Here is a 13148-nt window from a genome sequence, read left to right as displayed (position 1 = left end):
AAAGATCAACTGATTTGATGTTTGGCTTCGGTGGCCTGTATCTGTCGATGTTCTTCATTTAAGTAATCATCAGACTGCATTTCCAATAAACGTGAACGTGTGCGTTCAATTTCAAATGCCAGTTTTTCGCCCTGATAAATTTCAATAATCGAATCTTCAGAAGTCAGTAATAACTTGACACCACGATCATAAAATTCATCGACCAAATAAATAAAACGACGTGTTCCTTCAGACAAGAAGTCTGTTAAATGCGGTACATTGCTCACCAAAACCGTGTTGTAGATGTTGGCAATTTCAATAAAGTCTGCAGGACTACGCGGTTTAAAGCACAGTTCTGAAAATTCACACCACAACACATCTTCAGTATGCGCAATTGTTTCAACAATACGTTGGTTGATAATAATTGGCTCAGAAGAATAATGTTGTGTATTACTCAAAGCACTGAAACGCTGTGCCATCCAGTTTTGATTATCATGCGTTAAAGGCGATTTAAATAATTGCGCCTGTTTCAAAACACGTAAGCGATAATCTACACCAGCATCGACATTTAGCACTTGGCAATGTTTTTTGACCATTTCAATGGTTGGAATAAAACGATCTCGATGGATACCATTTTTATATAAACCGTCTGGGGCGATGTTAGATGTTGCCACCAAAGTAATGCCACGATGGAATAATTTTTGGAACAAGTCACTCAGAATCATCGCATCAGTCACGTTAGATACGAAAAATTCATCGAAACAAATCACCACTGCATCTTTATAAATTTGGTCTGCAACAGAATCGAGCGGGTTACGCTGCCCTGAAAGTTTGTTCAGTTCACGATGCACATGCTGCATAAAGTGGTGAAAGTGCATACGTGTTTTACGTCTAAATGGAATCGAGTCGTAAAACTGATCCATGAGCCATGTTTTACCACGACCTACACCACCCCACATATAAACACCCTGTGGTGCTGTTTGGCGGCGGAAACGGCGGAACGCTTTTTTTGATGCTTTATAGCGTTGAATTAATTCCTGCCACACACGCTCAAGTTCGTGTACAGCCTGCGCCTGCGCATCATCTGGCATAAATTGTCCAGAGGCTAACGCTTGTGCATAACGCTCCGCAGGCGATAATGGAGTAAAGGCTGTGGTTTGTGGCGAATTAAAATCAGACATATTCATCAGTACTTATTTGGGCAAATAGATTATAACGAAGATCGAATCACGAGATATAGCACTTTGGCATAGTTTGCAAAATACTTAGGCTATTTTGTATATTGGCGTGGACTTTGTCCAAACCACCGCTTAAAGGCATGATTAAATGCTGCGGGTTCTGAATAACCAAGTAACTCTGCAATCATTTCAATTGAATATTCCTGATATTCAATTAATCGCAATGCTTTATCTTTGATGAGATCTTCACGAATTTGTTTATAACTGGTGTTCAGTTGTTGCAGTTGATGGCGCAATGTCCGTTCAGGAATTTGCAAAGCATGTGCTGTTTCTGCCATGCTCGGCATACTGCCCTGTTGTAACTCCAAATAATCTTTTACGCGCTGCACTACCGAAGGCGCATCATCTTCAAGTTTAAGTCGCTCTAACTCAATCACACACTTGGCTTCATAACTGCTAAAAGTGACTGCATCGGCAGAGGGAATACGTGCTGTGAGAACTGCATCATCAAACCAAAATGCTGCTTGTGATTGATTAAAAACAATATCTTGACCGTAATAATCATAAAAAGTTTGCAAAACTTCACTTTGCTGCGGCTGTACAAATGGCAATTCTATGCGAATACGTGGCGCACTCATCCCCATCATTTTATATAGGTCTTGAATAAATTTGAATGTGCCTGAAATTTCACACTGCGCACGTAATACACCTAAACTACTATGTAAATCATTGGGTTGATAACACAATGCAATATGTCGCGTGCTATGTTGTAAACTTAGTTTCCCGCTTAAATGCGTCAATCCCTGATATTGAATCCCTTTTTCTAATGCAGTGGCAATATCTGGACTGGTCACCAATAACATCAATAAAGGACCATAACCTGCCAAAGCATAATGCTGTCCAATAAACAGCCCCATTTCAGGTTCTACATCTTCACCAATCACTTTTAGAATATCCCATTCCAAACTCGGATGAATAATTGAACTGGTATCCAGCGCATCTGCACGCAAGCCGATACTTTGCAATTTTGCATCGACATCAACGCCTGCTTTACGCATGCCTTGTATTAAATACATTAAGCCAAGTATGGATCTTTTCATAAAATGAACAGTGCGAAACGGAATATCCTTTTTACCCGATTCATCCACAGATAGAAATTGCCGAAAATATCAATTTTTATGTCAGCACGATCATGTTACCACATGCTGGCTTATTCTATCCTGACTCAAACAAACTCAAGTCAAACAAAATAAATATAAGGATGTCTTCATGCAGGATGCAGCAGCGTATTATCAAGTCGCAATTATTGGTGCAGGCTTTGGCGGATTAGCCATGGCGATTCGTTTACTACAACGCAATATTCATAACTTTGTGATTTTAGAAAAGTCTGATGAAGTGGGTGGTACTTGGCGTGAAAATCAATACCCTGGTGCGGCTTGTGATGTGCAGTCGCATCTGTATTCATTGTCATTTGCACCCAAAACTGACTGGTCAAAACGCTATGCCGAAGCACCAGAAATTTTTCAATATATTCAAGATGTGGTGCAACAATTTAATCTGCGTGAATATTGCCAATTTAACAGCGAAGTGGTGCATACGGAATACCATGAAAAAGAATGTCTGTGGCACGTTACATTAAAAGATGGCAGACAATTGAGTTGTCAATATTTAATCTTTGCTTCTGGTCCACTACATGTGCCGCAAATCCCTCACATTCAAGGGATTGAAAAGTTTCAGGGCAAGGTTTTTCACTCCTCACAATGGGATCATCAATACGACTTAAATGGTAAAGTTGTGGCATCCATTGGTACTGGCGGCAGCGCAATTCAATACATTCCTGAAATTGCACCCCAAGTCAAACAACTATATGTGATGCAACGTACGGCTGCATGGGTCATTCCACGCGATGAACGTAAATATTCACAACTCAGCAAGACTTTGTTCAAGGCATCGAATATTTATCGCCAAATCCATCGTACCCGCTTGTACTGGACCAATGAGTCTCGTGTCGTGCCGATTGTACAACCTCAGATCATGAAATATGGTCAAAAGCTTGCAGAAGCCTTTATTCGTTTTCAGGTGAAAGATAAAGAACTCGCCAAGAAACTAACTCCTGATTTCGTCATGGGTTGTAAGCGTATTTTGATTTCCAACAAATACTTTCCAACCTTTAACCGTAAAAACGTTGAACTGGTTACAGATGCTATTCAGGAAATTACTGCAAATGGCATCATCACCAAAGATGGTAAAGAACGTCAGATTGACTGCCTGATTTATGGTACAGGTTTTATTACCGATCCACGTATCTACTTAAAGCATTTTGATTGTGTCGGTCGTAATGGCATTGAGCTGAAACAGGCATGGAAAGATGGCGCTGAGAGTTATTATGGCATTGTCACCAAGAACTTCCCGAACCTGTTCCAGCTACTTGGTCCTAACACAATCTTAGGTCATAACTCTGTGATTTTCATGATTGAATCACAAGTGAACTATATTCTACAGTTGATCCAGACCGTGGATAAAACTGCTACTCAGGCGATTGAAATCAAGCATGATGTACAAGATCAGTTCAACGAACGTGTACAGGAACAGCTTAAAGGTACGGTATGGCAAGCAGGTGGCTGTAGTAGTTGGTATCAGGCAGCGGATGGCAAAAACTTCTCTCTATGGCCAACTTATACCTGGAAATACTGGTTAGAAACGCGTAAAGCCAATGTTGCTGATTATAATTTTATGAGTAATGACGCTAAGCAATCAAAAAAACAAGTCGCTTAAATTGTAATGATAAAGGAGAGGATAATTTATGATCCTCTCCTTTATTGTTTTAAGGTTCGTAATAATCGCCATTACCTGACCTTGGTGTGGTGTAATAAACATCCACATACGGACGCTTGTGATCTTTTAGGGGAAAACGTTTCACTAAAATCATGGCATACGTATTTTCAATATGCTGATAATCTTCAATTTGATCTTGTTTAATAATTTGCCACTGTCCTTTTTCCCGATTTTCCCATAATCCGACCTCTTTAATTTCACGAATCTTTAAGCATTGTGGTCGATCGGAAGCTGCGCTGTTATTTTCACAAGATACGAAATGAGGAAAAACCTCAAATGTTAAAATTTCAGGTTTAGACTGATATTTTGTTTCAGGTGTCATTTTTCCTACAAATGAATACTGCTGACTATCTAACATTTTAAATGTTAAGGTTGGTTGAGCAATATTGGTTGAATCCAAGGTAAATATAGCCTGCTTGTCTTGATCAAATAAATTTGTCGCTAATACTTCTTGTTTTGCTAATTCATCAGAACATCCCATAGCGGTTAGCATAAAATCTTCTGTCGCAATTAATTTTTTCCCCTGAATTTTATAAGGCGCACCCCCAGCATTACACCCTGTATTCACCCCAACACTATTATTTTCAAAGATTAATTTAATTGGAGGATTCTCATTTGGGGGTTGATATTGCCAAAAATATGAAGTTAATATTTTCTCTGGATCTACTGAAATCTTTTTTGGCTCCTGTACAACTGGGGTACAAGCAAGTAAACCCACACTACAGCATAAAAAGAAAAATATAGATTTAACTTGCATTTAGTCCCTCCTCCATATCTATCTGCTGATATTTTGTATAGCACTTATCTGGGCATAATGGATGAATCATATACTGGGATAAAATAAAAAATTAAGCAACTTCAATGGATGTTACCCTGGCCATGGTGAAGCAATCATGTGGCACGCATTATGTGCCACATGCCATGATGAGTGGCTTAATTCTTTCGCTACTCGCACCACTATTGATTAGTTTATTTTTAAATTTGAAGTTTTAAATGGTATTGCAACGCAAATGAGAGGCAACCATAAGTTGCCCCCATTTTATGACATCTTGATCTTAGAAATTAATATCAATATTGCTTAAAACATCACCCAAAAAATCCAAAATATCTGCCCCAATTTCAATCACATCCACGCCCGATGTCCAATCTGTACTCTGACTTTGAGGTGCCTGTTGTTGTTCGGTTTCTTCTAACTGTTGTACAATTTCTTCGGCTTGTTGTTGTAAATCTTCCGTATTTAATTCAGGGGACATGAAAAAATCCTCAATTAAAAAAATCTCATAAAATCACACTATATTCAAAATGAAAAGCCTTTCTTAAAAAAGGCTTTTCGCACTCATGTGACAAAGTAAAAGTACAACAATTACAACGTCGCTAAAATATCTTTTAAAGTCTGATTTGGATTAGCAGCTTGTGTAATAGGACGACCAATAACCAAATGTGTTGAACCGTTCAGCATTGCCTGTTTAGGTGTCACAATACGTTTCTGGTCATCTGCATTCGAACCCTCAGGACGAATCCCTGGAGTTACTAAGGCAAAATCTTGTCCTAAAGTTTCGCGTAGCATTTTGGCTTCCTGTGCCGAACATACTACACCATCCAGGCCACTCTCTTGAGTGAGCTTGGCCAAGCGTTTAACTTGCTCTACAGGTTCGATATCCAAACCAATATCACGCAAATCTTCACGTCCCATTGACGTTAAAACAGTCACTGCAATCAATTGGGTTTGGTAATTCCCCGCTTTTAAACGCTCCACGCAGGTTTCCATCATTTTACGACCACCTGCAGCATGCACGTTGACCATCCACACGCCTAAATCTGCTGCAGCACATACTGCCTGAGCCGTTGTATTTGGAATATCGTGAAATTTCAAATCTAGAAAAACCTCAAAACCTTTGTCATGCAAGGCTTTCACGACTGCAGGACCTTCATGGGTAAATAACTCTTTACCAACTTTTACTCGACATAATGCAGGGTCTAATTGTTCTGCAATGGTTAAGGCGTCATATTGGCTTTTAGCATCGAGGGCAACAATGATACTCAAGAGAATTACCTATGGATTTGACAAAGAGTCGCTATTATAAAGTGATTCGTGCCAAGCAGATAGTCAAAAAGACAGCTTATCCCCCATCGCAGCGATAATCAGCCATTCGTCAAAGGCACACATAAAAAAACACCCCAAGATAACCTTGAGGTGTTGATGATCAATTCGCTCAACAGAGCAAATTAAAGTGCATTAGAAGAACGATCTTCAGTATGCACATCTAATACCGTTTTTTCATGACGAGTATGCGCAGCAGCTTCAGAAGCAGCCAGTTGAGCTGCATGAATTTGCTCTTTGCGTAGGTATTCAATATCTTTACGTAGTCGCTTAATTTCCCAACTATTTTGGAATACACGGAAAACCTGCACGCCCAACAATAACCCTAGCACCAAACCAAGTGCCAATGTAATCAGTAGCAATAGACCCAAACGCATTGCAGGCACTTGAGTAAATAACAGGTCAACTGAAAGTTCAGTGCCGTTTTGCAAAACCAATGCCAGAGAATATCCAAATAGAATAACTAAAATAGCGACTAGAACGTAACGCATAAACACCCCTAGGAATTTTATTTATTTACAGACTCGTTTACTGCATCACGTAGTGCTTTACCCGGTTTAAAGTGCGGTACAGCTTTAGCCGCAACTTCTACAGACTTACCTGTTTTTGGGTTACGACCTACACGTGGTTCACGGTGATGCAATGCAAAACTACCGAATCCACGAATTTCAATTCGGTTATCTGCCGATAGTGATGCAATCATTTGATCAATCATGATCTTCACAGCTTCTTCCACCAATGGCTCAGCCAAATGTGGATTTTTCAAAGCAATTCGTTCTATCAAATCAGACTTATTAAGTGCTTCAGTAGTCATCTGCGACCTCTTTAATTATCAAGCTACTTTTACCTAAACTGATAATAACCTGTTTAAATACAAAACGGTAGCGTAATAATTGAATACTACGCTACCGTTTACAGTATTTGTGTAAAAAGTATGTGCTAATTTACATTAACCATACAGTTTACCCGCAACTTAGTTGCCCATTTGAGCTTTGATCAAGTCACCAATTGTCTTAGGACCATTGTCTTGACCGCTAGTTGCAGTTTTCAAGTTAGCAACAGCTTCTTTCTCTTCAGCTTCGTCTTTCGCTTTGATAGACAAGTTGATAGAGCGAGATTTACGGTCTACGTTGATGATTTTCGCTTCAACTTCTTGACCAACTTCCAAGAACTTAGTTGCATCTTCAACGCGATCACGGTTGATTTCAGATGCTTTAAGTGTTGCTTCAACTTCGTCAGCTAACTTAACAGTTGCGCCACGAGCATCAACAGCAGTTACAGTACCTTTAACCAAAGCACCACGTTCGTTAGCAGCTAAGAAATCGTTGAATGGATCGCTGTTCAATTGCTTGATACCAAGGCTGATACGGTTGCCTTCAGCGTCTACAGAAAGGATAACCGCTTCAACAGTGTCACCTTTCTTGTAACGACGAATAGCTTCTTCGCCTTGCTCGTTCCAAGAAATGTCAGACAAGTGAACTAGGCCATCGATACCGCCTGGTAAACCGATGAAGATACCGAAGTCAGTGATTGACTTGATTGTACCTGAAACTTTTTCACCTTTGTCGTGGTTCTTAGCAAACTCTTCCCATGGGTTAGCACGAGTTTGTTTGATACCAAGAGAAATACGACGACGCTCTTCGTCCACTTCAAGAACCATAACGTCAACTTCGTCACCAATCTGAACAACTTTAGATGGGTGGATGTTTTTGTTAGTGTGGTCCATTTCTGAAACGTGTACTAAACCTTCAACGCCTTCAGCGATTTCTGCGAAACAGCCGTAGTCAGTTAAGTTTGTTACGCGAGCTTTAACGATAGAACCTTTAGGATAACGGCTCATGATCGCTAACCATGGATCTTCGCCTAATTGCTTAAGACCTAAAGATACGCGGTTACGCTCTTTGTCAAATTTAAGTACTTTAACAGTAACTTCTTGACCCACTTCAACCACTTCTGATGGATGCTTGATACGTTTCCAAGCCATGTCAGTGATGTGAAGAAGACCGTCAATACCGCCAAGGTCAACGAATGCACCGTAGTCAGTAAGGTTCTTAATCGTACCAGTAACAGTTTGACCTTCTTCAAGCTGAGCAAGAAGCGCTTCACGGTCAGCTGAAGATTCAGCTTCCATAACTGCACGACGAGATACAACAACGTTGTTACGTTTAGCATCAAGTTTGATAACTTTGAACTCTAACTCTTTACCTTCAAGGTGAGTTGTGTCACGGATAGGACGAGTGTCTACCAAAGAACCTGGTAAGAACGCACGAACTGGACCGATGTCTACAGTGAAACCGCCTTTAACTTTACCAGAGATAACACCAGTAACGATTTCGCCGTCTTCAAAGATTTTTTCAAGTTTAGTCCAAGTTTCAGCACGTTTCGCTTTTTCACGTGATAAAACAGTTTGGCCCATACCGTTGTCAAGTGCTTCAACAACAACATCAACGGTGTCACCAACTTGAACTTCAAGTTCGCGTTGTTCGTTTAAGAATTCAGCGCGGTCAACAACGCCTTCTGATTTAAGGCCAGTATCAACTGTTACCCAGTCAGAGTCGATGCTTACTACAACGCCTTGGATGACAGCACCCTTTTCAACGTTGAGGTTTAATTCGCTTTCTTCAAAGAGGGCTGCAAAAGATTCGGTCATGATATACCTGATAAAGTCAGCGGTCTTGGATCAGACAAGGCCGGTTTAGTTAAGCGTCTACATAGTCCGTATAGAACTGATCAAGCTATGCGTTCGCTGAATAGGTTTATTTCACGCGGTTAAGCGCGGCAAATAGCAAGCTTCTGATCGACATAAGCCGTCATTAATGCAAACACTTCATCAATGTTCAACTCAGAACTATCAATGATGTAAGCATCTTCTGCGGGCTTGAGCGGAGCAACTGTGCGCTCCATGTCTCGTTTGTCGCGAGCCTGTATATTCGCTAAAATGTCGCTTATTTTAGCATCCAGCCCCATACCCTGCAACTGTTTTACTCGTCTTTGTGCACGTGACTCTGCCGAAGCAGTTAAATAAATTTTAGCCTGCGCATTTGGGAAAATACTGGTCGCCATATCGCGTCCATCTGCAACCAAGCCTGGTGCTTGGGCAAAGGCATGCTGACGTGCAAGTAATGCTGTGCGCAATTCAGGTACTGCCGCAACTTTTGAGGCATATTCCCCCACACATTCGGTACGTATGGTTTGCGTGACATCTTCACCATCAAGCAACACTTGTGTGCCATCTGGCTGGGTCACAAATTGAATATTGAGCTGTGTTGCAATGGCAACGCATTGACTCAGTTCAGTATCAAGTTGATCTAGCAAATTCTGCTTATGTAACGCCAAACCCAACAAACGATACAACGCACCAGAGTCGAGTAAATGAAACTGATAATATGCTGCCAATTTTGCCGCGAGTGTGCCTTTACCTGAACCGCTAGGGCCATCAATGGTAATAATTTGAACCGTCATGCTGTTTCCGAAATGATTAGAGAGATTTTGCGAGTTTGGATAAACCAATTTTAATTACAGTTTTCAACTGCGCAAGAATAGCTTTGCTCACAAACGGAACTCGCGCTTGTAGCTCAATGCTATACGTGACCAAGGTTTTGTGATCTGCCACTTGCTGAAATTCAATGGTACCCAAATGATGTTTGATCAATGGATTTTTAATGATTTTATATTCAATCCGCTGATTCGGTTCAAGCACGGTAATTTGCTCTTGCAAAGGTTTAATTGGCCCAATCCCCATACGACGCACCGAACCTACACCATCTGGACGTTCAGGGTCAGCAGAGTCTTTAATGCGCACCACTTGCATTGGTGCAAACGCAATATTATAAGTTGCATGTTTAGAAAGTAATTCAAATACTTGCGCAACTGGCGCATTAAATTCTTTTTTAATTTGAATAGCGTGCATAGTTTGCCCTGATGATGAATGCTGTGTTGTGTTTGATTTAGTTTAACGCAAATCAAGCCTAAAACTCAGAACTGGTTTTGATCATGGAGGTCATTTATCAACAGTTGCTGTTTTTGTTGTTTCTTTTGCGCCCGGCGCAGCTTAAAAAAGTCGCTCAATTGGGCTGAACATTGCTGTTCTAAACAACCTGATTGATACTCAAAAATATGATTGTAATAACCCGACTCTAAAAGCTTTCTGGCACTGATCAATGAGCCAGCTTTGGGTTCAGTTGCTCCAAACACTACTCGTTTAATTCGCGCGTGAATGAGCGCACCCACACACATGGTACAAGGCTCCAGTGTGACATAAAGCGTGGCATCTTCAGGTAAACGATAATTTTGAATATGATCACATGCTGCACGGATTGCCACAATTTCGGCATGTGCGGTTGCGTCGTGTAAGGAAATAGGCGCGTTATAACCCGCGCCAATCACTTGATTTTGACTAACGATGACAGCACCCACAGGAATTTCCCCCTGTGCTGCAGCCAAAGCAGCCTGCGCATAGGCAAGCTGCATCCAGTCTTCATCACTATAGTTCTGTTCTGACATTTAAATATGAGTAAAAATCAATACGAATTAAATAATCTCGTATTGTTTCAATAACTCATTCCAGCTTTCAATGCTCGTCACAGGTGGATTGTCTGCAAAAATGGTTTTGAGCTGCACTGGCCCATTTTGCTGCCAAGCTGGTGCAAGGTCTTTATCGACCAAACGTGCGCGCACACCTTCGACAAAATCTGCGTGGCGAATTTTCCAGTCAGAAATTTGAGTTTCTAGTTCAAATACTTCATTCCAAGAATGAACTTGCTTACCCCATTGCCATAACAACCAAGTTAAAGCCGCTGTGGTTGGTGAACCTTTTTGCAGATTTTCACTGGCTTGACGCAACCAGTCACTACGCGCATCACTCAAACCAATAATCGACTCATAGTCACTTTCAAAACTCACACCACGGCACACGCTTTGAATCACATCCAAAGAGTTTTGTAGCGGCCCAGGCCCTACAGGACGGTGCATGCTGTTCAAGGTATCATCAATGGCACGGAAGTCACCTGCAGGGTAATGATTCCAGTCAATATTAATGACTTTTTCTAATACAGAAGCGCGTTGTGCATCACAAATATGGGTTGCCCAACCAATACCATACGCACCTGCAGCAGTCATAATTGAACCCGTTAAACCTGTGAACAAGCCAATCGCACCACGGTCAGCCAAGAAACGAGTTGCCCCTACATCTGGGTATAAACCAATGTTAATTTCTGGCATAGCTAAACGTGAATACGGTGTCACCAAACGGAATGGTGCAGCCATAAATAGACCTAAGCCACCACCCATGACATAACCTTCACCCCACACTAAAACAGGCTTGGCATAGTTATGTAGCAACAAGTCCAACGCATATTCTTGCTCAAAGAATTTATTGGCAGTTGCAACCTCATCATTAATGACAAGCTGACGTAATTTACGCACATCACCGCCTGCACAAAATGCTTTTGGTGTGGTCGAATCTAGCCAAATTGCTTTTACGCTATCATCGGTATGAAAGTCTTCAAATACTGCCAATAATGCAGAAACAATAGATTCATCTAAAGCATGCAAAGATTTTGGGCGATTCAAACGTACAATGCGCCAACCGTTATTTGCTTCTTCGACAATTAAATCCGGATGATATTCTTTAGAAATGGGAGAATGTGTCATGCGTCCAGCTGCCAGTCTATAGGCTCAATGCCATTTTGTTTAAGATAATTATTTGATTTTGAAAATACTTTACATCCAAAAAAACCACCGCGGTTTGCTGCCAATGGGGATGGATGCGCTGCCTTCAAAATCAGATGTTTATTTGGATCTATACGTTGTCCTTTACGTTGTGCATACGCGCCCCACAAAATAAACACAATATGCTCACGTTGTTGATTTAACACATCAATCACATGATCTGTAAAATCTTCCCAACCCTGCTTTTGGTGCGAGGTTGGTTGTCCTGCTTCTACTGTTAACACGCTGTTGAGCAGCAATACCCCTTGCTCTGCCCAATGGGTTAAATCACCGTGTCTTGGAATAGGCACACCTAAATCTGTATGTAACTCATGGAAAATATTACGCAAAGATGGTGGCAATGCAACCCCTCTTTGTACAGAAAAACTAAGTCCATGTGCCTGATTAGGTCCATGATAAGGGTCTTGCCCAATAATCACGACTTTCACCTGATTTAAAGGCGTGGTATTTAGAGCATTAAATATCAGTGAACTTGGTGGATAAATCACCTTATTCTGTTGTTTTTCCTGCAACAAAAAATCGCGTAGCGCATCCATTTGTGGACTCAATAAAAATTCAGCTAGATTGTATTTCCAACTCTCATCTAACTGAACTTTATTTAAGCTCGCATATTGCTGCTCAGTAAAAGACATACCGCTATCAATCCTTGTTGATGTCTAATGATGTGATTTAAAGTTTAACTTGTAACTCGACATTCGGGTTTTGGAATGTCATCCCCTGTTTTAATTTTTCATACATTTGTGGGTCTGACCATTCTGTCTGTACTTGCTCAGAGAAATGAATTTGATCCAGACTTAGCAATCCCATCTGCGCATTTTCAATATCTTCCAAAAAGCTTTGTGCATAGCCTGTATCAGTTTCATGTACAATCACAGAATAGACTTCTACATCACCTTCCCCATTTTGTGTGATGGTTGATGCCAAAACTTGTTGTGCCAAATAAAAGAAAATACGTGAAAACTGCTCTGCTGATGGCGATACTGGTAAAGATACCCAACGTGCGCTGAACGTTTTGCAGGCTTGAATATATGCAGGGTCATCCTGCTCCCAAAAACAAATGGCATGATCGAAGGCATCAAATAATTCTTTGATTACACCTTTAAGCAAACCAAAGTCATACACCATTTGTCCATGATCAAGTTTTGAAGCTTTCAGTAATAATTCTACTTTATAGCTATGACCATGAATCGAGCGCTTACAGCGGTCTGAAGTGCAATTACGCACAATATGCGCATTTTCAAACTTAAATAACTTTCGAATTAACATGGGTCTTAACGTCATCAAAATATTTGGGGGATATTCTTTTTAATTATAATGCAAAACGT

Annotated in this window: 15 protein-coding genes and 1 pseudogene; 2 read left to right on the top strand and 14 right to left on the bottom strand. The window is 40.8% G+C overall.

Annotated elements, in window-relative coordinates:
• Positions 1-5: 5 nt before the first annotated feature.
• Positions 6-1160 carry a cell division protein ZapE gene (gene zapE / locus FTU66_RS05695; RefSeq protein ID WP_004976758.1) on the bottom strand — a complete coding sequence of 385 codons (1155 nt, stop codon included), beginning with the start codon at positions 1158-1160 and terminating at the stop codon, positions 6-8.
• 89 nt (positions 1161-1249) lie between these two features.
• Entirely contained in the window at positions 1250-2257 is a 1008-nt protein-coding gene (locus FTU66_RS05690) for an AraC family transcriptional regulator (protein ID WP_171501106.1), read from the bottom strand.
• A 169-nt stretch (positions 2258-2426) separates the two neighbouring features.
• On the opposite strand from FTU66_RS05690, the gene FTU66_RS05685 reads away from it, so the two are divergent.
• The gene (locus FTU66_RS05685) at positions 2427-3932 is read left to right on the top strand and encodes an NAD(P)/FAD-dependent oxidoreductase (RefSeq protein ID WP_179997004.1); all 1506 of its coding nucleotides are present in this window, start codon (positions 2427-2429) and stop codon (positions 3930-3932) included.
• 49 nt (positions 3933-3981) lie between these two features.
• Here the strand turns inward: FTU66_RS05685 and FTU66_RS05680 are convergent, their stop codons facing one another.
• Entirely contained in the window at positions 3982-4749 is a 768-nt protein-coding gene (locus tag FTU66_RS05680) for an META domain-containing protein (protein WP_179997005.1), read from the bottom strand.
• Positions 4750-4844: 95 nt separating this feature from the next.
• On the opposite strand from FTU66_RS05680, the pseudogene FTU66_RS05675 reads away from it, so the two are divergent.
• A pseudogene (locus FTU66_RS05675) lies at positions 4845-4985 on the top strand (LysO family transporter); the annotation flags it as partial.
• 62 nt (positions 4986-5047) lie between these two features.
• Here FTU66_RS05675 and FTU66_RS05670 read toward each other — a convergent pair.
• The 11 genes from FTU66_RS05670 to FTU66_RS05620 form a co-directional block, all read right to left on the bottom strand.
• Positions 5048-5245 (bottom strand): hypothetical protein, encoded by a 198-nt coding sequence (locus FTU66_RS05670; RefSeq protein WP_179997006.1) that lies wholly within the window; start codon positions 5243-5245, stop codon positions 5048-5050.
• 110 nt (positions 5246-5355) lie between these two features.
• Positions 5356-6036 (bottom strand): orotidine-5'-phosphate decarboxylase, encoded by a 681-nt coding sequence (gene pyrF / locus FTU66_RS05665; RefSeq protein WP_179997007.1) that lies wholly within the window; start codon positions 6034-6036, stop codon positions 5356-5358.
• A gap of 182 nt (positions 6037-6218) precedes the next feature.
• Positions 6219-6584 carry a lipopolysaccharide assembly protein LapA domain-containing protein gene (locus tag FTU66_RS05660; RefSeq protein ID WP_179993845.1) on the bottom strand — a complete coding sequence of 122 codons (366 nt, stop codon included), beginning with the start codon at positions 6582-6584 and terminating at the stop codon, positions 6219-6221.
• A 17-nt stretch (positions 6585-6601) separates the two neighbouring features.
• Complete coding sequence (locus tag FTU66_RS05655) at positions 6602-6907, bottom strand: integration host factor subunit beta (protein ID WP_004976773.1); 306 nt, start codon at positions 6905-6907, stop codon at positions 6602-6604.
• 159 nt (positions 6908-7066) lie between these two features.
• Positions 7067-8743, bottom strand: a complete 1677-nt coding sequence (rpsA, locus tag FTU66_RS05650; RefSeq protein ID WP_004976774.1) for a 30S ribosomal protein S1 — start codon at positions 8741-8743, stop codon at positions 7067-7069.
• 119 nt (positions 8744-8862) lie between these two features.
• On the bottom strand, positions 8863-9555 hold the full coding sequence (cmk, locus tag FTU66_RS05645; RefSeq protein ID WP_180112456.1) for a (d)CMP kinase: 693 nt from the start codon (positions 9553-9555) through the stop codon (positions 8863-8865).
• 16 nt (positions 9556-9571) lie between these two features.
• Positions 9572-10003: an SRPBCC family protein gene (locus tag FTU66_RS05640; RefSeq protein ID WP_180037686.1), complete on the bottom strand. Its 432-nt coding sequence runs from the start codon at positions 10001-10003 to the stop codon at positions 9572-9574.
• A 65-nt stretch (positions 10004-10068) separates the two neighbouring features.
• A complete protein-coding gene (gene tadA, locus FTU66_RS05635; RefSeq protein ID WP_136144582.1) occupies positions 10069-10596 on the bottom strand; it encodes a tRNA adenosine(34) deaminase TadA in 528 nt (175 codons plus the stop codon).
• Positions 10597-10623: 27 nt separating this feature from the next.
• On the bottom strand, positions 10624-11745 hold the full coding sequence (locus tag FTU66_RS05630; protein ID WP_180112455.1) for an enoyl-CoA hydratase/isomerase family protein: 1122 nt from the start codon (positions 11743-11745) through the stop codon (positions 10624-10626).
• A complete protein-coding gene (ung, locus tag FTU66_RS05625; protein WP_004976786.1) occupies positions 11742-12455 on the bottom strand; it encodes a uracil-DNA glycosylase in 714 nt (237 codons plus the stop codon). The genes FTU66_RS05630 and ung overlap by 4 nt, the downstream gene beginning before the upstream one ends.
• A gap of 37 nt (positions 12456-12492) precedes the next feature.
• On the bottom strand, positions 12493-13089 hold the full coding sequence (locus tag FTU66_RS05620; RefSeq protein WP_104851897.1) for a 6-carboxytetrahydropterin synthase: 597 nt from the start codon (positions 13087-13089) through the stop codon (positions 12493-12495).
• Positions 13090-13148: the final 59 nt, after the last annotated feature.

It is taken from the genome of Acinetobacter sp. YH12131 (assembly GCF_013418635.1).
GTDB classification, from domain to species: domain Bacteria; phylum Pseudomonadota; class Gammaproteobacteria; order Pseudomonadales; family Moraxellaceae; genus Acinetobacter; species Acinetobacter towneri.
Note: the sequence above shows the minus strand (reverse complement) of the source record. Positions and strands in the feature narration are given on the sequence as shown.